The following is a 20,151-nucleotide window of genomic DNA, read 5'->3' on the forward strand; positions in this document are numbered from 1 at the left end:
ATTGCGGTGTTCCCTGCGCAGGAGTCGGTTGGCCGGCGAGTCAGACGGCGACTCGGGAGGTGGAGCCGATGACGGTCTCCAGTACGCTGAAGTCGATCCATTCCCGTACGTCGAAACGCCGGGGAATGAATTGCCAGCGATGGAGGAAATCGGTGAAGTCCTGCAGGGCTTCGATGGACCGCGCATCCAGGGTGGTGCGCAGGCGCCGGTGGGCATCCTCGCCATAGGCGGCTGCCACCCAGTATTCGCTGGTGTTCAGCTCTCGGGCCAGAAAGCGCCGGGTTTCCTCGGGATTGGCCCAGGCCCATTGCTCGGTGCGCAGCACGGTGTCGACGATCTTCACGCTGGCGTCGAAGTGCTCGCGCAGCAGGTGGGTGTCCACGGTCAGGGTGCGCGGGGTGCCGTTGTTGGAGCGGATCAGCGGGTCGGGGTGGGAGCCGGTGTCCACCACCACCTGCAGGCCGAACTCGTTGGCCAGGTGCACGGCGTGGGCGCCCTTGAGGAAGATCGCGTCGATGTCGCCCCGCAGCAGGCCGATCAGTTCGTTGTTGCGGCGGCTGAAGCGGGTCACCCCCAGGCTGACTTCGGAACCGTACAGGTGCTGTTTCTGTTCGTCGCTGTAGGTGCCGCCGTAGGGGTAGTCCACCAGCTCGACGTCACTGACCTCCAGGCCTTCCAGCTTGAGGGCGTTTTCCAGGCCGCGCAGGGCTTGGGCGCGGGTGAAGTCGATCTGCACGTTGGCCCATTTGGGCAGGCCGAAACGCCGGTTCTTCAGGTCGCGGATGCTCTTCACGCCGCTTTCCGCGGTGGTCAGGATCAGCTGCACCTCGTCGCTCCAGGACAGGCCCAGGACCCGGGTCTGCACACCGCTGGAATAGGCCCAGATGGCCGGGATATTGCCGCCATGGCGCACCGAGTTCTGCAGGTGGTGGTCGTAGTGGGCCTCGCGCACTTCGCGTTCGCTGGATTCGCGCAGGGACTGGATGTTGGTGCCGAACGGCAGGAAAGCCTCGGCCAGGCGTCCGGACTGTACCGCGATGCCAAGCCCGGTGGGCACCGGGCTGTGGGTGTACCAGAGGGTATCGAGTGGTTTGCTCATAAGGGTCTTCAGTTCGAATCCATGAAACCTGGCGCGGTCAGCCGGCCAGAGCGGTAGGGGTGGCCAGCAGCGCATCCAGCGGCCGGCGGTCGATCCATTGGCGCACGTCCACCGGCTGCGCAATGAAGCGCCAGCGCTGCAGGAAGGCGCTGAAATCCTCCAGCGCGTCGATGGCCCGCTCATCCAGGCCGGTGCGCAGGCGCAGGTGGGCATCTTCGCCATAGGCGGCGCTGATCCAGTACTCGCTGCTGTTGGTTTCCCGGGCCAGGTAGCGGCGGGTGTCCTCCGGGTGGCGGTGGGCCCAGTGTTCGGCCCGCAGCACGGCGCCGAGAATCCCGGTGGCGACCTCGAAGTGCTGCTCCAGCAGGTTCAGGTCGACGGTCAGGGTGCGCGGGGTGCCGTTGTTGCAGCGGATCAGCGGGTCGGGATGGGCACCCGTGTCGATCAGGGTGCGCAGGCCGAATTCATGGGCATGGCGGGCGGCGCTGGCGCCCTTGAGGAAGATCGCGTCGACCTCGCCCCGCAGCAGGCCTTGCAGCTCCAGGTTGCGGCCGGCGGTGGGCTGGGCGCTGACCGGGGTATCGGCCAGGGTCTGCACCTGGGGGTCGCTGAAGGTGCCGCCGTAGCGGTAGTTCACCAGTTGCAGGTCGCCCACCTGCAGGCCGTCCAGGTTCAGGGCATTTTCCAGGCCGCGCAGGGCCTGGGCGCGGGTGAAGTCGATCTGCGCGCCGGCCCAGTCCGGCAGGCCGAAGCGCCGGCCCTTGAGGTCCTGGATGCGCTGGATGCCGCTGTCGGCGCGGGTCAGGATCAGTTGCACCTCATCGGCCCAGGACAGGCCGATCAGCCGGGTTTCCCGACCCTGGGCCCGAGCCCAGAGGGCCGGGATGCTGCCGCCGTGGCGCACCGAGTTGCGCAGGCTGTGGTCAAAATGCGACTCGCGCACGGCCTGGTCGCTGGACTCGCGCAGGGACTGCACCTGGGTGCCGAGGGCGCCAAGGCTGTCTTGCAGCCAGCCTTTCTGCACGGCAATGCCCAGGCCCGTGGGAACCGGGCAGCGGGTGTACCAGAGGGTATCCAGAGGATGGGACATGAACGGGCTCCTTATGGGCTCAGGCGCGTGCCTGCTGGGGCGCCGCCTGGGCGACGGGGCGTTGCTGCACCAGGGGCAGGACTTCCTGGCCGATGCGCAGGGCTTCCTCCAGGTGCGGGTTGCCCGCCAGGATGAAGGTGGAGAAACCGGCGTCGCGGTATTCCGCCAGGCGCTCGGCAACGTTCTGGTGGCTGCCCACCAGGCCCACGGTGGGTCCCGGCTTGGCCTTGGCGAAGCCGGCCCAGAGGTTGGGGCCGAGGATCAGGTCATCGAAGCGGTCGACGTTCTGGTGGTAGGCGGTCTGCCGCGCAGCGCCCACCGAATCCGAGCCGCTGGTGAAGTTCTTGGCGATCAGGCTGCCTTTGCCTTCGAGCTTGTCGAACTGGCGGCGCAGGTCGGCCCAGGCCTGCTCTTCGGTTTCCCGGGCGAACAGATCGACCCGCAGGCCGAAGCGCACCGTGCGCCCCTGTTTGTCCGCCAGCTCGCGGACCCGCTCGATATGCGGCTTGAGCTGGTCGATGGGTTCGGCCCAGTTGAGGTAGACGTCGGCGTGCCGCGCGGCCACGTCCAGGGCGGCGTCGGAGAAACCGGAGAAATACACCCCCGGCTTGCGTTCCTGCTGCAGGCCCGGGGGCAGGGCGCCGTTCTCCAGCTGGTAGATATCGCCGTCATAGGAGAAGCGCTCGTTCTGCCACAGGCCCTGGATGACGTCGAGGAACTCGCCGGTGCGCTGGTAGCGCCGGTCATGGTCCAGGTAGTCGCCATGGGCCCGCTGGCTGATCGGATTGCCACCGGTGATGATGTTCCAGTCCAGGCGTCCGTGGCTGAGGTTCTGCAGGATCGCCGCCTGCTGGGCGGCATAGGCGGGTAGGGTCCAGGTGGCCTGGAAGGCAATCAAAAAACGGATGCGCCGGGTTTCCCGGGCCAGGGCCGCGGCGACCACCCACGGCTCGGGGCCGGTGGGCAGCAGGGCGCCTTCGAAGCCGGCCAGCTCGGCCGCCTTGGCCACCTGGGCGATGTAGTCGATGTAGGTGAAACCGTCGGGCTCGCCGGTGGCCAGGCGGCCAGGGGCGATATGCCCCGGGCGGGGTTGGGGATTGCCGCGATTGTGCTTGTCGGTGCTCAACTGCGGACCGTCGGTGCCCAGCGGCAGGCGCCAGAAAAATTCAGTGCTCATGGGTGCTCCTGATTCAGTAACGCGTTGCGCCGCGCGGGTGCGAAGACGCCTGACGGAGGCGATTGCAACGGCCATGCCATGGCTGGCACAGCCTGCAGGCATGGGCCTTGAGCGGCTATTCGGGATGCGCTGGCGACAGCGAATGCTGCTGTAGCAGCACCCCGTCAGCAGCGGTTGCTGGGCGCGCAACAGATTTGCCGCCCCCCATATCAACGCTGCCCGTGTAGGAGCCGGCTTGCCGGCGAAGAGGCCGGCAAGACATGCGCCGCGCTTGAAGACGCTTTCGCTGGCAAGCCAGCTCCTATGGTTGGCGCAATATCGGCGTTGCCCGTGTAGGAGCCGGCTTGCCGGCGAACAGGCCCGCAAGACATGCGCCACGCTTGAAGACGCCTTCGCTGGCAAGCCAGCTCCTACGGTTGGCGCAATATCGGCGCCGTCCTTGTAGGAGCCGGCTTGCCGGCGAAGAGGCCGGCAAGACATGCGCCGCGCTTGAAGACGCCTTCGCTGTCAAGCCAGCTCCTACGGTTGGCGCAATATCGGCGCCGTCTTTGTAGGAGCCGGCTTGCCGGCGAAGAGGCCGGCAAGACATGCGCCACGCTTGAAGACGCCTTCGCTGGCAAGCCAGCTCCTACGGTTGGCGCAATATCGGCGCTGCCCTTGTAGGAGCCGGCTTGCCGGCGAACAGGCCGGCAAGACATGCGCCGCGCTTGAAGATGCTTTCGCTGGCAAGCCAGCTCCTACGGTTGGCGCAATATCGGCGCTGCCCTTATGGGCGGGTGGTCAGGCCGGGGCGGTCTCGGCGCTGCGCAGGTAGGCCTGGTACAGCGCTGCATAGGCGCCGTCGCGTTGCATCAGTTGCGGGTGCGTGCCCTGTTCCACCAGCCGGCCATGACGGATCACGGCGATCCGGTCGGCGTCGCGGATGGTCGCCAGGCGGTGGGCGATGATGATCGCGGTGCGCCCCTGGCACAGCCGGCGCAGGGCGCGCTGGATGCGCCGCTCGGTGTGGATGTCCACCGCCGAGGTGGCTTCGTCCAGCACCAGCACCGCCGGGTTGGCCAGGTAGGCTCGCACCAGGCACACCAGTTGCCGCTGGCCGTGGCTCAGGTGTCCACCCAGGGGGCCGACCTCGCTGTGGTACTGATGGGGCAGGCGTTCCAGCACTTCGTCCGCTCCCAGGTCCCGGGCCGCGGCAATCAGCGTCCCATCATCGGCGCCGGGGGCCGCCAGGCGCAGGTTGTCGAGGATGCTGCCGCTGAACAGCACGTTGTCTTGCAGTACCACGCCCACGGCCCGACGCAGGTCGTGCTGGGCCAGGTGGCGGATGTCCACGCCGTCGAGCGTCACGGCGCCGCCCTGAACGTCGTAGAAACGGGTCAGTAACTGCACCAGGGTGCTTTTGCCATGGCCCGAGGGGCCGACAATCGCCAGCACTTCGCCGGCCTTGATCTGCAGGTCCAGGTCCTGGATCACCGCATTGTCGCTCTTGGGGTCGTAGGCGAACCGTACCTGCTCGAAGCCGACCTCGCCGCGGGCCCGTTGCACGCGCCGTGGGTGGGCTGGGTCGAGGACCTGGGGCCGGGTGTCCAGCAGCAGGAAGATCCGCTGCGCCGAGGCCGAACCGGTGGCGTAGCGTTCGAACAGGTCGGAGAGCTCCTGCAACGGGCCAAGAAACAGAAACACGTAGAACAGGCTTTCCGCCATCTGGCCAACGCTGATCTGGTTGCCGGCCAGCCCATAGCCGCCCACCAGCAACAGCGCGGCCATGCCGGCGGCACTGAGCAGGGCGGTGAACGGGGCGAACCAGCTGGAGCGCAGGCTGCCGCGAATCAGCGCCTGGTTGAAGTCATCCAGCAGGCCGCGATAGCGCTGCAGGTTGGGTTCCTGCTGCCCGCATTGCTGGAGCATGCGCGCGCCGCTGACGCTTTCCACCAGGTGCGCGGTGAAGCGGCTGCGGTTCTCCGCGACCCTGGCCCAGTTGCGCTGGGAGATGCGCTTGAAGCCCCAGGTCGCCAGCACCAGCAGCGGCACCGTGGCCGCCAGGCTGAGGAAGAACCGCGGGTCGATGCGCCACAGCATCAGCGCCGCCAGGCCACAGCGTAACAGGGCCCCCAGCAGCTCTGGCGGGCCCTGGATCAGCAGCGGTTCCAGGCTGTCGACGTCGCGGTCGGCGCGGGAAATGATGCGCCCGGCGCGGGTCTGGTCGAAGTAGCTGACGCTCAGGGCCTGGATATGGGCAAAGACCTTGACCCGCAGGTCGTTGAGCACCCGGATCGCTGCGCTGCCGGCGACGAACTGCGACAGCCCGGCCAGGACGAAGCGCCCCAGCCAACTGGCCGCCAGCCCCAGGCCCAGCCACAGCACCAGGGATTCATCCAGCAGCCAGTGGCCCTGGTCCGGGACCAGCCCGTGGTCCAGCAGTTCGCGCACGAACCAGGGCCGCAGGAAGACGGTGAACACCAGCAGCAGCTCGATGCCGATCACCGTCAGGATCGCGCCGCGGATCGGCCGCAGCAGAGGCAGCAGGCGGGACAGCATGCTGCGGTCCAGCGCCTGGCGGGCGAGCATTTCCTCGATTTCGATATCGCTCAGGGCCTTGCCGGCGATTGGATTAGCCATGATCGATTCCCAGCAGGTCGCGGTAGTGCGCGTTGGTTTCCACAAGGTCGGCGTGAGCGCCGTTGGCACTGATGCGCCCGTCCTGCAGCAGCAACACCCGGTCCGCCAGGAGAATGGTCGAGAGCTTGCTGGAGATCACCAGCAGGGTGGTGGCCCGGCCCTGGTCTCGACGCAATTGGCGGATGTTGTCCAGCACCTGGCGTTCACTGATGGCGTCCAGGGCGCTGGTGGCGTCGTCGAGGCAGAGAATGTCCGGTTCTCCCAGCAGTGCCCGGGCCAGGCTCAGGCGCTGGCGCTGGCCACCGGAAAGGGTGAGCCCACGGTCGCCGAGGCGGCTGTCCAGGCCTTGGGGCAAGCGTTCCAGTACATCTTCCGCGGCGGCCAGGGCCAGGCCCTGGCGCAGTTGCCGGTGGCTGGCGTCGGGGGCCGTGAGGCGCAGGTTGGCCGCCAGGGTGTCGGAAAACAGGAAGCTTTCCTGGGGCACCACATGCACCCGGCGCCGTAGCTGTTGCAGATCCAGCTCGCGCACGTCTTGCCAGCCGCTGTGCTCGGAGCCCAGCAGCACCCGGCCGGCACCGGCCTCGGTGAGGCGCGGCAGGAGGCTGGCCAGCAGGCTCTTGCCGGTGCCGGTGGCGCCCACCAGGGCCACCACCTCGCCAGGTTCAAGGCTCAGGGAGCAGTCATCGAGAATCTTCCGGCCCCCGCCGGGGGCGCTGACGCTGACCCCCTCCAGGCGCAACCCCAGGGGCGCCTGGGGCAGCCGGGCGTTGCCACTGCGAATGTGCAGTGGCTCGTCCAGCAACTGCCAGATGCGCTCGGCGCTGGAGCGGGCGTCGGCAAACGTCTGCATCACCCGGCCGATGCCTTCGATGCGAAACACCAGGGTGGTGACGATCAGCAGGGCGCTGACCAGCTCGCCGATCCCCAGTTGCCCGGCCGCCACCCGATGAGCGCCGTAGACCAGGACCCAAACATGGCTGAGGGCGACCACGGCCTGGGGCAGGGGGATTCGCGAACTGGAGTAGGCCAGGGCCCGGCGTGCGTGCTCGGCGAACAGCCCGACCTGGGCGGCAAAACCCTGGATGCGGCCGTGCTCCAGGGCGAAGGACTTGATCACCCGCACCCCGCCGATGCCTTCGCTGAGGTCCTGGTTGACCCGGTCGTAGGCGGCGCCCACTGCGCGATCGAGGCTGACCAGGTGCTCGGTCTGGCGCACGAAGATCCACAAGCCGCAGGCGGTGAGCAGCAGCGGCACCACTGCCAGCCAGGGGTTGTACCAGGCCAGCAGGCCCACCGTGGCCAGCACCACCAGGGGCGTTTCCACCACCTGGCGCCAGAAGCTGATGAGGGCGTCGCGGACCTTGTCTGCATCGCGGGTGGTGCGGGTGATCATCTCGCCCATGCCGTGCTGCCAGTGGTAGCCCAGGTGCAGGCCCTGGACCTGCTGCAGGATGCGCTCGCGCAGGCGGGTCAGCAGCTCCTGGCTGAGCACCAGGGACAGCACGGTGGCGGCGTACTGCAACACGCCCCGGCCCAGGGCCACCGCCAGCAGCAGCCACAGCCAGTACCAGCCCAGGCTGGCATCCAGGCTGCCGTCGGCCAGGCGTCTTACCGCCTGCCCACTGCTGACAGCGTTGACCGCATGACCGATCAGCCACTGCTGCCAGACCAGCCCGAGGTTGACGGCGACATAGAGCAGCGCCACCAGGGCGAAGCGCCAGGGCACTTCCCGGTAGATCGCCAGCGCGCGCAAGAGAGGGTGTTTTTCGATCATGCAGGGCTCATTCAGGGAAATATTGGCCATTGATCGTAGGAGCCGGCTTGCCGGCGAATGGGCCCTTGAGCCTTGTGCCGGGTTCGAGGACGCCTTCGCTGGCAAGCCAGCTCCTACGGTGTGGGGTGATACGGTGCTTCTTCGTAGGAGCCGGCTCGCCGGCGAAGAGGCCCTCAAGCCTTGTGCCAGTCTTGCGAACGCCTTCGCTGGCAAGCCAGCCCCTACGGTGCGGGGTAATACGGTGCTTCTTCGTAGGAGCCGGCTCGCCGGCGAAGAGGCCCTCAAGCCTTGTGCCAGTCTTGCGAACGCCTTCGCTGGCAAGCCAGCTCCTACGGTGCGGGGTGATACGGTGCTTCTTCGTAGGAGCCGGCTTGCCGGCGAAGAGGCCCCCAAGCCTTGTGCCAGTCTTGCGAACGCCTTCGCTGGCAAGCCAGCTCCTACGGTGCGGGGTGACACGGTGCTTCTTCGTAGGAGCCGGCTTGCCGGCGAAGAGGCCCCCAAGCCTTGTGCCGGTCTTGCGAACGCCTTCGCTGGCAAGCCAGCTCCTACGGTGCGGGGTGACACGATGCTTCTTTGTAGGAGCCGGCTTGCCGGCGAAGAGGCCCTCAAGCCTTGTGCCTGTCTTGCGGGCGCCTTCGCTGGCAAGCCAGCTCCTACAGGCGGCGGTGGTTGGCCGTCAGGGCGCCGGGCGGGTCGCGCCCTGTTGCTCCTTGGCATTGAGGATCGCGGTGTATTCGCCCGGGTCGATGCCATTGAGGTAGTAGTTGCCCACGTGGTGCAGGCGCCAGCGGATCGGGTCGTGGGTGGTGTGCACCCGGGCGTTGCGCCAGAAGCGGTCGAGGTTCCATTTGCTCAAGGAGGAACTGGCCCCCAGCAGCGAGAAGATGTCGCTGGAAATCTTCAGCGCGGCGCTATCGGAATGGGCCCGGGCAGTGGCCACGCTGAGGATCAACTGGTCCTGCAGTTCCTTGTTGTCCGGGTCCTGCTCGTGTTCGTCGAACACCCGCGCGGCATCGCGCAGCAACGACTCGGCGGCGCGCAGGGCCACGGCGTATTCGCCGATCTGTTTGATGATGTGCGGCTCTTCGCTGGCGTGGTCGACGCCGCTTTCCACCCAGGGCCGGGCGTGCTGCTTGAGGTAGTCCACCGCCGCTCCCAGGGCGCCGGCGGCGATCCCGGTGTCGATGGCCGCATGCAGGATCTGCGGGAAGGTCAGGCCGGTGCGTTTCATCGGGCCCTTGCGCGGCGAGACGAAGTCTTCGTCCAGTTCGATGTTGTCGAAGATCACCGTGCCGCTGACCGAGTTCTGCTGGCCGAAGGCGTGCCAGTCGTCCACCAGGGTCAGGCCCGGGGTGTTGCGGTTGAGCAGCACTCCGGCACCGCCGTCCTCACTGGCGGCGGTCAGGGAAATCCACTCGGCCAGGTAAGCGCCAGTGGAGTAGAACTTGCTGCCATTGAGGATCAGCTTGCCGTCGGCGCGACGTTCGATGCGGGTCTTGAGGGCGAACTTGTTCTTGCCGCCGACTTCCGCCAGGGCGTTGCCCAGGCGCTTGCCGGCCAGCACATCGCTCACCAGACGGTCGCGCACGGCCTCCGGGTAGCCGCTGAAGATGCCCCGCAGCATCACGTTGTGGATCTGCAGCAACTGGCCGACGCCGCCGTCGGCCACGGAGATCAGGCGCACCGTTTCGACGATGGTAGCCACCGAGGCCCCCAGGCCACCGAAGGCCTTGGGCACGCCGATGGCGGTCAGGCCGCTGGTGGACAGCAGCTCGGCCTGGCGCCGGGGCAACTGGCCGTTGGCCTGGGGATCGGCGGCGATTGCAGCGATTTGCGTGGCGATCTCCCGCGCGGTGGCGATGGCTTCGGCCTCGCTGCGCAGGACGCGTACCGGCGCGATGCTAAGGGTTTGTACGCTACTCATGTGTCTACCTCTATCAAAGGAATCGATCCACTGCAGGAGCCGGCTTGCCGGCGCAGGGGCCCTTGAGCCTTGCGCCAGTCCTGGCGACGTCTTCGCTGGCAAGCCAGCTCCTACAGGGGCGTGTGTATCGGCCTGATCCGTAGGAGCCGGCTTGCCGGCGAAGGGGCCCTTGAGCCTTGCGCCAGTCCTGGCGACGCCTTCGCTGGCAAGCCAACTCCTACAGGGGCGTGTGTATCGGCCTGGTCCGTAGGAGCCGGCTTGCCGGCGAAGGGGCCCTTGAGCCCTGCGCCAGTCCTGGCAGCGCCTTCGCTGGCAAGCCAGCTCCTACAGGGGGCGTGTGTATCGGCCTGATCCGTAGGAGCCGGCTTGCCGGCGAAGAGGCCCTTGAGCCTTGCATCAGTCCTGGCGACGTCTTCGCTGGCAAGCCAGCTCCTACAGGGGCGTGTGTATCGGCCTGGTCCGTAGGAGCCGGCTTGCCGGCGAAGGGGCCCTTGAGCCTTGCACCAGTCCTGGCAGCGTCTTCGCTGGCAAGCCAGCTCCTACAGGGGCGTGTGTATCGGCCTGGTCTGTAGGAGCCGGCTTGCCGGCGAAGAGGCCCTTGAGCCTTGCACCAGTCCTGGCAGCGCCTTCGCTGGCCAGCCAACCCTTGCAGCAGGTGTTGAGAGGGGCTTGAGCAAGTTCTGCGCCAGGGCCTTTTCAGCTGGCGAAAAATCCGTTGCAGGCCTTGTGCAACAAGGCCTTCGGGCGGGTGATCAGGCGCAGCCAAAGCATGTATTGCTGCTCCAGCAGCAATGCCCGTCGGCCCGTTGCTCCAACAGCAGCAGTCGCCGCGCAATGCTGCTGGCCGGGCAGCAGTCGGCCTCGCGTCGATTTCGCCAGCAGCGGCGCAGGCCCCGTAATCCGGGGCCTTGTCCAGTTGGCACGGGCGCTGCAATGGCCCTGGCAACAGCCATTGCCCAGGAGCTCATTGATGACCCTTGCCGCCACATTGCCCCTATCCGCTGCCCAGCCCGAGCTGGAGCAGATCTGGTTCACCCGTTGCCCGGTGCCCACCGCGTCCGGAATCGCCTACAAGCTGGGCTGGCTCAGCGAGGAGTTCGCCGCCGACGGCCTGCCGGTGGCGACCCTGCAGGAAGCCCGGCAACTGGGCCATCACCACTACGATCACCAACTGCCCGGGCTGTTTCGCGAGGGCGGCAACGTCCCGGCCCTGGCCGCCCGCGCCGCCGGTTCGCCGAGCCGGTTGATCGGCCTGACCTGGATCGAGGAATGGCAGACCCTGCTGGTACGCCCGGACTCCGGCATCCGCCGCCCCGAGGACCTCAAGGGCAAGCGCCTGGCCCTGCCGGCCTGGGGCGAAAATCGTCCGGGGAGCATTGCCCGGGCCATGAGCCTGCACGGCTACAAGGGCGCCCTGAGCCTGGCGGGCCTGAGCTTCGATGATGTCGAACTGGTGGAAGTGGCGCTGCAGGACCAGGAGCGGGCGGCCAACCCCCAGGAAGGTTTGCAGCGCCTGTGGTCCGGCCTGGACTACCTGGTGCGCGGCGAGGTGGACGCGGTCTACGTCAAGGGCGCGGCTGCCGCCGATGCCGCCCGGCGCCTGGGACTGGTGGTGGGCATCGACCTGGACCTGATCGCCGAGCCGCGCTACCGCATCAACAACGGCACCCCGCGGCCGATCACCGTGCACCAGAGCCTGCTGGACAACCACTTCGACCTGGTGGTGCGCTTTCTTGCCCAGACCCTGCGCGCCGCCGATTGGGCAGCGCACAACCGCCCGGCGCTGAACGCCATTCTTGAAGAGGAAACCCGTGCCGGCAGTGCCGGCGTGAATGAGGCCTACCGCGGCGATTTCCATACCACCCTGGCGCCGGACCTGTCGCCCCAGCGCCTGGAGTTTCTCGATATCCAGAAAAACTTCCTCTACCGGCACGGCTTCCTGGAACGGGATTTCGCCATTGCCGATTGGGTCGATCCACGCCCATTGCTCGCCGCCCACGAACTGCTGGCCAAGCGCCGCGCCTGAACCCGGAGAATCGCCATGACCGTATTGATCAACGAAACACCCATTACCCAGGAACTGCAGGCCTTCATCGACCAGGTGCTGCTGGAGGCCGAACAGGCGTTCACCGTGTTCCGCGAAACCCGGACCATTACCGCCAACGGCACCGTGGGCTTCATCGAGCGGGTGCCGGGCCAGGAACTGCTGGTGTCGGTGAACTATGGCGGCCCGTGGAACTACCACAAGCCGTTGCAGGCCACGGTCACCGACTTTGCCGGCAAGGTCATCCTCGGCCAGGGCAAGGGCGGCCTGGGGCGCTACACCAAGCTGTTCCAGCAACACCCCGACATCACCACCGTGTCCCACGTGCATTCGCCGTACCTGGGGGCCTGGGCCCAGACCCACCGGAGCCTGCCGTTCCACTACGTGCCGGTGCAGCGTTACCAGCTGGCCCGGGAGCTGCCGGTGTACATCGACCGGCGCCAGCCCGAGGTGGATTTCATCCTCGACAGCATCGCGCAGAACCCCTTCAACCTGGCGATTCTCGAAGCCAATGGCGGCTCCACCGTATGGGGCAAGCAAGGCTTGCGGGCCACGGCGGAATTCATCCTGCTGCTGGAGGAGGGCGCGCAACTGCAACTGCTGGCCGACGCCTTGGGCGGTTCGCGGCCTTATGGCCCAGGCGTACTGACCCAGCAATGGAAAATGAGCGGCCTGTACGAGCGCGCCACTGAACTGGGCCTGGTGCCCGCCATCGACCGACGCAATTGACCTGGCGCCCCACGGGATCGCGCCGCGCCGGGCCCCTACGGGATTTATCCGACTGCTGTAGGAGCTGGCTTGCCAGCGAAGGCGCCCACAAGAGCGATGCAAGGCCTGAGGGCCTCTTCGCCGGCAAGCCGGCTCCTACAGGGACTGGGGGATCTATCTGGCGGCTGTAGGAGCTGGCTTGCCAGCGAAGGCGTCCGCCAGGGCGATGCAAGGCCTGAGGGCCTCTTCGCCGGCAAGCCGGCTCCTACGGGGACTGCGGGATTTATCTGGCGGCTGTAGGAGCTGGCTTGCCAGCGAAGGCGTCCGCCAGGGCAACGCAAGGGCAATGCTCAGGCGCTAAAGGCGTTCAATCATTCAAGGAACAGGCACATGGCCGTCAAGATTCTCTGGTACCTCACCACCCCCGATGGCCCCTATCCTTGGGAGCCGGAAGGGCGCTGGAACACTGATTTTCAACACCTCAAGCAGCTGGCGGTGGCCAGTGATCGCCTGGGTTACTACGGCTCGCTGCTGGGGTCGAGCCCCAATGAAAGCCTGGCGGTCTCGGCGGCGCTGATCGATGCCACCCAGCGCCTGCGCTTTCTGGTGGCCCAGCATCCGGGGGAGTTGTCACCGGCGGTGCTGGCCAAGTGGGCGCTGACCTTCGATCAGTTCTCCAACGGCCGTCTGCTGTTCAATGTGGTCAACGGCAGTGACGCCGGGCTGGCCACCCTCGGGGTGCACTATCCCCACGATGAACGTTATGACTTCAGCCTGGAGTACTGGCGGGCCTTTCAGGGCTTCTACGCCGGCGATACCACCGGCTATGACGGTCGCTACGTCAGGCTGGCGCCGCGCTCGCCGGCTGCGGCCAGCCATCCCCTGGGCGGCTGGCATGCGCCGCGGCAGCGCCCCGGCATCCCGCTGTGGGGCGCCGGCACTTCCGGCCCGGGAGTGGCGCATTCGGTGCAGTTGCTGGATGTGTACCTGAGCTTTGCCAACACCCCACCGAAGCTTGGCGAGAAGTTTCGCAAGGTGGCCGCCGAAGCGGCGAAGATCGGCCGCGAGCTGAGCTTTGGCACGCGCCTGCAGATCATCGTCCGGGAAACCGAGGAGGAGGCCTGGGCCCACGCCGAGAAGCTGCTGCAGCGCACCTCGTTGCAGACCGCCCGGGCCTCCATCGAGCGCCAGTTGCCGCCCGGAGAAACCCTGGACAGCTTCCACAGCGACGATCCGCAGATCCAGCGCAATGTCGAGGCCATCCGTGCCGGGCGCCTGCCCAGGGCCCGGGACCTGGAGATCTACCCCAATGTCTGGCTTGGCCCGAGCCTGTTCGGCTTCAACATCCTCGGTCCGGCTGCAGGCACCTACCTGGTGGGCAGTGCCGAGCAGGTGGCCGAACGTATTCGCGAATACGAAGAGCAGGGCACTTCGGCCTTCATTCTTTCGGGCTTTCCGCTGATCGACGAAGCCCATCGGGTGGCAGACCTGCTGTTCCCGCTGCTGGACCTGGATCACGGTTTCGAGGTGCCGCGCCTGGGGGCCGCTGCGCCGGTCCGAGAACCGGCGGTTGCCAGCGAGCAGGCCTGAGGAGCGAGCCATGAGCGAGGTGTTTTCCCGTCGGGAGTTTCTCGGCAATTCCCTGGCCGTGGGTGGCGGCCTGTTGCTGGGCACCAGCCTGCTCGGCGGCTGCGACAGTGGCGCGGCGTTGAGCGCTGCGGCGCTGGCGTCCAGCACGCCGGTGCGCGGCGGACGCCTGCGGGTAGGGATCATCGATGGCGACCAGTCCGGCAACCTCGATGCCCATAAACCCGTGGGCGGCGGGATCATTCGTGGCTGGGCGCTGTACAGCAAGTTCTGGGAGTGGAACCCGGACGTCAGCACCCGCCTGGCCCTGGCGGAGTTCGCTGAACCCAATGCCGATGCCAGCGCCTGGACCATCCGCATCAAGCCGGGGCTGGAGTTTCACCACGGCAAGAGCATCGGCGCCGACGACATGCTGTTTTCCATCCTGCGCCTGACCGATCCGCAGCTGGCGTCACCCTTCGCCGGGCTGGTGGGGGCCATTGACCGCCAGGCCTTGCGCAAGCTGGACGAGCGCACCATCGAGATCCGTTTCAAGCAGGGCCAGAGCTTCTTTCCCCTGGACGAGACCCTGATCAGCTTCGGCGGCATCGTGCCCACCGACTACCACCCGCAGACCAACCCGGTGGGCGCCGGCCCTTACCGGCTCAAGCGCTTCATTCCCGGCCAGCGTTCGCTGTACAGCCGTTTCGAGAACTACTACAAGCCGGGGCAGCCCTATGCCGACGAGCTGGAAATCATCGAGTTCAAGGACCAGGTCTCCCGGGCCGCTGCCCTGCGAGCCGGGCAGATCGATGTGGCCAGTGGGGTCCAGGCCGAGCACAGCGCGCTGTTCAAGGCCGATCCGCGGCTCAGGTTCTATGCCTCGCCGAGCACCTCGTTCACCGGCTTCAACCTCAACCTGGCCAAGGCACCGTTCCAGGACGAGCGGGTACGCCAGGCGTTTCGCCTGCTGGCCGACCGCCAGGAACTGGTGGATCGCGGCCTCAACGGTTTCGGGCGGATCGCCAATGACCTGTATTCGCCCCACGACCCGACCTACAACCACGGCATTGCCCAGCGCCCCTATGACCTGGAGCAGGCCCGCTCGCTGTTGCGCCAGGCCGGGCAGAGCGACTTGCGGGTAGAGCTGACCAGCACCCCGGGTGCTGGTGTCAATGCGGCCCTGGTGTTCGCCCAGCAGGCGAAGAAAGCCGGGGTGCAGATCAAGGTGACCCAGGTCGACGGCTCGGTGTTCAACGGGCCCCAGCGGGAAAACTGGCTGCTGTCGCCCGGGTCGACCCCGGCCCGGGGCTTTCTTGCCTCGGCGTTGCACAACGACGCGCCCCAGGCCATCTACAACCGTAGTAATTTCCATGATCCGCGTTTCACCGAGCTCTACCGACAGGCCCTGGCCCAGCCCGACCTGGAATTGCGCAAACCCCTGGTGCATCAGGCCCAGGCCATCCAGCACCAACGTGGCGGGCTGTTGATCTGGGGCTTCAACGATGTGCTGGACGCCGCCTCGGTACGGGTCGGCGGCCTGACGCCGGAACAGACCACCTTCGCCTCCTGGCGCTTCGACGAGTTGTGGTTGAACCATGTCTGAACCCTGCGCAAAAGCCTCCAGAACTCCAGCCTGGCTGTCCTGGTTCATCGGTCGCCTGGGCTATGGCCTGCTCACCGCCTGGGTCATCAGCCTGGTGGTGTTCGTCGCCACCCAGGCACTGCCCTCGGACCCGGCGCGGGTGATCCTCGGCCCGGATGCGCCCCTGGACAGCATCCTCACCCTGCAACGCCAACTGGGGCTGGACCGGCCGCTGCTGGAGCAATACCGGCGCTGGCTGGGGCAGACCCTGGCCGGTGACCTGGGCCAGTCCCTGGATTCCAATGCCCCCGTGGCCGAGGTGCTCTTTGCCCGGCTGGGCTACACCCTGGCGCTGCTGGCCGGGGTCATGGCCCTGGTGGTGCCCGTGGCCCTGGGCCTGGGGGTGGCCCTGGCCCTGCGCCGGGACAGCCGCCTGGATCGCTGGAGCCTGTCGCTGCTGATCTTTCTCAAGGCGACGCCGGGGTTTCTCCTGGCCATTGGCCTGGTGCTGCTGTTCTCCATGCCCCACATGGACCTGCTGCCGGCGGTGTCGATCCTCGACCCGCAGTTGCCGCTGTGGCGGCAGTTGCAGTTCCTGGTGCTGCCGGCGCTGGCCCTGGCGCTGTCAGCCTTGCCCTACCTGACGCGCATGCTGCGTGCGGCGATGATCGAGGCCCTGGAGTCCGACTATGTGATTGCCGCGCGGCTACGGGGCATCCCGCAGTGGCGCATCGTCTGGCGCCACACCTTGCCCAATGCCCTGGTGCCGGCCATCCAGGGCCTGGCCCTGACCCTGCGCACGCTGATTGGCGGGGCCCTGCTGGCGGAAGTGGTGTTCAGCTACCCGGGCATCGGCACCTCGCTGAACTCGGCGATCCAGATGCGCGATTTGCCGATGATCCAGGCCATCGTGCTGGTGATCACCCTGGGGGTGGTGCTGATCAACCTGCTGGCGGACCTGGCCACGGTATTGCTCACCCCGAAACTGCGCACCGCGAGACGGGTCGGCCTGATCCGCCGCAACCGGCGCGGCATCCAGCCCTGGTGGCGCCGCTCGGCGCCCAAGGCCCCCTGAACCTGCGGCATGAGAACCGATCCATGAGTGATTTTCGTACGTCCCGCTGGCGCCTGTGGCTGGCCGAACCGCAAACCCGCAAGGGCGCCCTGATCACCTTGCTGGTGGTGCTGCTGGCGTTGTTCGGCCCCTGGCTCGCGCCCCGGGGCAGCACCGAGATGCTCGGCCCGGTCTACGGTGCGCCCGCTGCCGGCGCCTGGCTCGGCTATGACTTTCTCGGCCATGACGTGCTGTCGCGCCTGCTCAGCGGTGGCCTGTCGGTGCTGTGGATGTCCCTGGCGGCGGCGTCCATCGCCTTGCTGGTGGGGGGCACCCTGGGGTTGCTGGCAGGCCTGTCGCGGCGCCGCCTGGACCAGTTGATCAGCTGGCTGGCGGATGTGTCCCTGGCCTTTCCCGACCTGATCCTGGTGCTGCTGATCGTCTCCATGCTCGGGCGTGCGCCCTGGTTGATCGTGCTCACCGTGGCCATCGCCTTCACCCCCGGGGTGGTGCGCCTGGCCCGGGGCAGCGCGGTGGCGGTGGCCGGCCAGGAGTTCGTCGAGGCGGCGCAGATGATGGGGTATTCGCAGTGGCGGATTGTGTCCCGGGAGATCCTGCCCAACATCCTCACGCCCTTGCTGGTGCATTTCGGCAACATGCTGACCTGGGGCGTGGGCATGCTCTCGGGCCTGAGCTTCCTGGGGTATGGCGTGGCGCCGCCGGCCGCCGACTGGGGGCTGATGATCAATGAAAACCAGGCCGGGCTGCTGGTCCAACCCTGGGCGGTACTGGCCCCGGCGCTGCTGATCGGGATCTTCGCCTATGGCACCAACATCCTTGCTGAGGGCATTGGGCGCAGCCAGTCGCGGATCGGGGAGAAGCGCCCATGAACGCGGTCGCGGAAATTGCCCGGGACGTGCGGGTGCTGCAGGTCGACGACCTGCGGGTGGAGCTGGCGCCCGAGGTGGATGTGCTCTCGGGGGTGTCCTTCAGCGTCGCCACCGGGGAGATCCTCGGCCTGGTGGGGGAGTCCGGATCGGGCAAGACCACCCTGGCCACGGCGCTGTTGGCCCATGCCCGCCAGGGCGCGCGGATCGTCGACGGCCGGGTCGAAGTGGCCGGTCAATCGTTGCTGGAGCTCTCGGGCCAGGCCTTGCGCCGGGCCCGGGGCAGCCTGATCGGCTACGTCGCCCAGGACCCGGCCACCGCCTTGAATCCGTCCCTGCGCATCGGCAGCCTGCTGCGCGAAACCCTGGCCGTGCATCAGCAGCACCTGGCACGGGGCGCGCAGCAGCAGCGGATCGTCGAAACCCTGGAGAATGTCGGGCTGCCGGCAGACCCCGAGTTCCTCCGGCGCTTTCCCCATCAGCTGTCCGGTGGCCAGCAGCAACGGGTGATGCTGGCCCTGGCCTTTGTCCTGCGGCCCAGGCTGATTGTCCTGGACGAGCCGACCACGGCCCTGGATGTGACCACCCAGGCGCACATCCTCGCGACCCTGCGCCAGCTGTGCAAAAGCCAGGGCGTGGCGGCGATCTACGTCTCCCATGACCTGGCGGTGATCAAGGACCTGGTGGACCGGGTGCTGGTGATGTATGCCGGGCGGATCGTCGAAAGCGCCTCCCGCGAGGCGCTGTTTCGCCAGCCGGCCCATCCCTATACCCGGGGCTTGCTGGCGGCGATTCCCGACGTCGGCCAGCGCCGGCCATTGCTGGCGATCCCCGGGCAGGCCCCGGCGCCGGGACAGCGCCCCCGGGGTTGCGCCTTCGCCCCCCGGTGCCCGCGTCGCGGCCCGCAATGCAGCGTGCTCGAACCGCCATTGCGCACCCTTGCCCCCGAGGTTCAGGTGGCCTGCGTCGATCCCCATCGCCAGGCACTGCCGGAGCCTGTACCCGGGCCCGCGCTGCAACTGGCGCCCGGAGCCGGGCTGGTGCCCTTGCTGGAGGTCGAAGACCTGAACCTGGCCTATGACCGCCAGGTGCTCTTTGATGTGTCACTGCAGGTGGCGCCTGGAGAGTGCCTGGCCCTGGTGGGCGCGTCCGGCTCCGGCAAGACCAGCCTGGCCCGGGCCCTGGCGGGACTGGGCGACAACGCCCAAGGCCGGGTGCGCTATGCCGGCCGGCCCTTGAGCCTGGCGGCGCGCCAGCGCGAGAAAGGCCTGCGGCACCAGATCCAGTACATCTTCCAGAACCCGTACCGGGCGCTGAACCCGCGGCACACGCTGTACCAGACCCTGAGTGCGCCCCTGGAGCATTTCTTCGGCATCCAGGGCGCCGAGGCCCGGGCCCGAGTGGACGCGGTGTTGCAGCGAGTGTCGCTGTCGCCGGCCCTGGCGGACCAGTATCCCCACAGCCTGTCGGGGGGCGAACGCCAGCGGGTGGCGATTGCCCGGGCGCTGGTGTGCGAACCGAAACTGCTGATCTGCGATGAAGTGACCTCGGCCCTGGATGTGTCGGTGCAGGCCTCGATCCTGGCGTTGTTGCGGCAACTGCAGGAAGAGGGCCTGACCCTGCTGTTCGTCACCCACGACCTGGGCGTGGTGCGCGCCATTGCCGACCGAGTGCTGGTGCTCAAGCAGGGACGGGTGGTGGAGCAGGGCACGGTGGACCAGGTACTGGACCGGCCCGAACATGCCTATACCCGGACCCTGCTGGAGAACTCGCCGCGGCTTGGGGGATGAACGACATCTTCAGAGACCATTGCCCCGCCTTCGCTGGCAAGCCAGCTCCTACAGGGTCCGCGCGCATCCGTAGGAGCCGGCTTGCCGGCGAACAGGGCGCCACAGACACACCCCGACCCACAATCCGCAGCCGCAATAGCCCTCACGCATTAGCCTTCCAATGTCACCCCGGCATTTGGAGGGCAACAGCATGCCTCAGCGTTTCCACGGCAACCGGCTGCGCATCGGGCGCTACTCGCACACCGGCCAGATCTACCTGCTCACCGCGGTGACCCACCGCCGAGAGCGGTTCTTCGACGATTGGCGCATCGGCCGCCTGCTGGTGCAGCAACTGCGTCAGGCCGAGCTCCACGGGCTGGCTCATTCCCTGGCCTGGGTGGTGATGCCGGATCATTTTCACTGGCTGCTGGAGCTTGGCGGTTGCTCGCTGTCGAGCCTGATGCGCAGGATCAAATCCTGCAGCGCAGGGCACATCAACGCCCGCCTGCACCGGAGCGGTCGGCTCTGGCAAAAGGGTTACCACGACCGCGCCCTGCGTCGCGAAGAAAACCTGCGCCTGGTTGCCCGTTACCTCATCGCCAACCCGATCCGCGCCGGCCTCGTCACCCGCGTGCACGACTACCCCCTTTGGGACGCCATCTGGCTTGCCGGCGAAGAGGGCCGCGAGTCTCGTATTGCCCGTGCGGACGCCTTCGCTGGCAAGCCAGCTCCTACAGCAGCCAGATAGACCGTGCCGTTCCCTGTAGGAGCCGGCTTGCCGGCGAAGAGGCCCTTGAACCTTGTGCTGCCCTTGCGGGCGCTTTCGCTGGCAAGCCAGCTCCTACCGGGATGGGT

General features: G+C 67.5%; 13 protein-coding genes and 1 pseudogene. 8 read left to right on the forward strand and 6 right to left on the reverse strand.

What is annotated here, in order from left to right:
• Positions 1 to 40 precede the first annotated feature (40 nt).
• The 6 genes from GV819_RS12585 to GV819_RS12610 all read right to left on the reverse strand — a co-directional run bounded on the left by GV819_RS12585 (position 41) and on the right by GV819_RS12610 (position 9,683).
• Complete coding sequence (locus GV819_RS12585; protein WP_161756408.1) at positions 41 to 1,099, reverse strand: ABC transporter substrate-binding protein; 1,059 nt, start codon at positions 1,097 to 1,099, stop codon at positions 41 to 43.
• 37 nt (positions 1,100 to 1,136) lie between these two features.
• On the reverse strand, positions 1,137 to 2,189 hold the full coding sequence (locus GV819_RS12590) for an ABC transporter substrate-binding protein (RefSeq protein ID WP_161756409.1): 1,053 nt from the start codon (positions 2,187 to 2,189) through the stop codon (positions 1,137 to 1,139).
• Positions 2,190 to 2,208: 19 nt separating this feature from the next.
• The gene (locus GV819_RS12595) at positions 2,209 to 3,366 is read right to left on the reverse strand and encodes an LLM class flavin-dependent oxidoreductase (RefSeq protein WP_161756410.1); all 1,158 of its coding nucleotides are present in this window, start codon (positions 3,364 to 3,366) and stop codon (positions 2,209 to 2,211) included.
• 780 nt (positions 3,367 to 4,146) lie between these two features.
• Positions 4,147 to 5,985 carry an ABC transporter ATP-binding protein gene (locus GV819_RS12600; RefSeq protein WP_161756411.1) on the reverse strand — a complete coding sequence of 613 codons (1,839 nt, stop codon included), beginning with the start codon at positions 5,983 to 5,985 and terminating at the stop codon, positions 4,147 to 4,149.
• Entirely contained in the window at positions 5,978 to 7,759 is a 1,782-nt protein-coding gene (locus GV819_RS12605; protein WP_161756412.1) for an ABC transporter ATP-binding protein, read from the reverse strand. Before GV819_RS12605 ends, GV819_RS12600 begins: the two co-directional genes overlap by 8 nt.
• 676 nt (positions 7,760 to 8,435) lie before the next feature.
• Positions 8,436 to 9,683, reverse strand: a complete 1,248-nt coding sequence (locus GV819_RS12610; protein ID WP_161756413.1) for an acyl-CoA dehydrogenase family protein — start codon at positions 9,681 to 9,683, stop codon at positions 8,436 to 8,438.
• Between the two features lie 970 nt (positions 9,684 to 10,653).
• On the opposite strand from GV819_RS12610, the gene GV819_RS12615 reads away from it, so the two are divergent.
• From GV819_RS12615 to GV819_RS12650, 8 genes and pseudogenes are all read left to right on the forward strand, one after another.
• Entirely contained in the window at positions 10,654 to 11,709 is a 1,056-nt protein-coding gene (locus GV819_RS12615) for an ABC transporter substrate-binding protein (protein ID WP_161756414.1), read from the forward strand.
• 15 nt (positions 11,710 to 11,724) lie between these two features.
• Positions 11,725 to 12,456, forward strand: coding sequence for a class II aldolase/adducin family protein (locus GV819_RS12620; protein WP_161756415.1), 732 nt, complete (start codon positions 11,725 to 11,727; stop codon positions 12,454 to 12,456).
• A gap of 369 nt (positions 12,457 to 12,825) precedes the next feature.
• Positions 12,826 to 14,025 carry an LLM class flavin-dependent oxidoreductase gene (locus tag GV819_RS12625; RefSeq protein WP_161756416.1) on the forward strand — a complete coding sequence of 400 codons (1,200 nt, stop codon included), beginning with the start codon at positions 12,826 to 12,828 and terminating at the stop codon, positions 14,023 to 14,025.
• A gap of 10 nt (positions 14,026 to 14,035) precedes the next feature.
• Positions 14,036 to 15,607, forward strand: coding sequence for an ABC transporter substrate-binding protein (locus GV819_RS12630; RefSeq protein ID WP_161756417.1), 1,572 nt, complete (start codon positions 14,036 to 14,038; stop codon positions 15,605 to 15,607).
• Positions 15,600 to 16,661 (forward strand): ABC transporter permease, encoded by a 1,062-nt coding sequence (locus GV819_RS12635; RefSeq protein ID WP_161756418.1) that lies wholly within the window; start codon positions 15,600 to 15,602, stop codon positions 16,659 to 16,661. Before GV819_RS12630 ends, GV819_RS12635 begins: the two co-directional genes overlap by 8 nt.
• Before the next feature lie 23 nt (positions 16,662 to 16,684).
• Entirely contained in the window at positions 16,685 to 17,530 is an 846-nt protein-coding gene (locus GV819_RS12640) for an ABC transporter permease (protein ID WP_178125991.1), read from the forward strand.
• Positions 17,527 to 19,317, forward strand: coding sequence for a dipeptide ABC transporter ATP-binding protein (locus GV819_RS12645; RefSeq protein ID WP_161756420.1), 1,791 nt, complete (start codon positions 17,527 to 17,529; stop codon positions 19,315 to 19,317). Before GV819_RS12640 ends, GV819_RS12645 begins: the two co-directional genes overlap by 4 nt.
• A 190-nt stretch (positions 19,318 to 19,507) precedes the next feature.
• Positions 19,508 to 19,963: pseudogene (locus GV819_RS12650) on the forward strand (REP-associated tyrosine transposase); the annotation flags it as partial.
• Positions 19,964 to 20,151 lie beyond the last annotated feature (188 nt).

Source organism: Pseudomonas sp. Fl5BN2 (assembly GCF_009908205.1).
In the GTDB taxonomy this organism is placed as follows: domain Bacteria; phylum Pseudomonadota; class Gammaproteobacteria; order Pseudomonadales; family Pseudomonadaceae; genus Aquipseudomonas.

Bases quoted from the DNA above. Each gene is read 5' to 3' on its own strand.
- GV819_RS12585 (WP_161756408.1), bottom strand. From the start codon at position 1,099: ATGAGCAAACCACTCGATACCCTCTGGTACACCCACAGCCCGGTGCCC.
- GV819_RS12590 (WP_161756409.1), bottom strand. From the start codon at position 2,189: ATGTCCCATCCTCTGGATACCCTCTGGTACACCCGCTGCCCGGTTCCC.
- GV819_RS12595 (WP_161756410.1), bottom strand. From the start codon at position 3,366: ATGAGCACTGAATTTTTCTGGCGCCTGCCGCTGGGCACCGACGGTCCG.
- GV819_RS12600 (WP_161756411.1), bottom strand. From the start codon at position 5,985: ATGGCTAATCCAATCGCCGGCAAGGCCCTGAGCGATATCGAAATCGAG.
- GV819_RS12605 (WP_161756412.1), bottom strand. From the start codon at position 7,759: ATGATCGAAAAACACCCTCTCTTGCGCGCGCTGGCGATCTACCGGGAA.
- GV819_RS12610 (WP_161756413.1), bottom strand. From the start codon at position 9,683: ATGAGTAGCGTACAAACCCTTAGCATCGCGCCGGTACGCGTCCTGCGC.
- GV819_RS12615 (WP_161756414.1), top strand. From the start codon at position 10,654: ATGACCCTTGCCGCCACATTGCCCCTATCCGCTGCCCAGCCCGAGCTG.
- GV819_RS12620 (WP_161756415.1), top strand. From the start codon at position 11,725: ATGACCGTATTGATCAACGAAACACCCATTACCCAGGAACTGCAGGCC.
- GV819_RS12625 (WP_161756416.1), top strand. From the start codon at position 12,826: ATGGCCGTCAAGATTCTCTGGTACCTCACCACCCCCGATGGCCCCTAT.
- GV819_RS12630 (WP_161756417.1), top strand. From the start codon at position 14,036: ATGAGCGAGGTGTTTTCCCGTCGGGAGTTTCTCGGCAATTCCCTGGCC.
- GV819_RS12635 (WP_161756418.1), top strand. From the start codon at position 15,600: ATGTCTGAACCCTGCGCAAAAGCCTCCAGAACTCCAGCCTGGCTGTCC.
- GV819_RS12640 (WP_178125991.1), top strand. From the start codon at position 16,685: ATGAGTGATTTTCGTACGTCCCGCTGGCGCCTGTGGCTGGCCGAACCG.
- GV819_RS12645 (WP_161756420.1), top strand. From the start codon at position 17,527: ATGAACGCGGTCGCGGAAATTGCCCGGGACGTGCGGGTGCTGCAGGTC.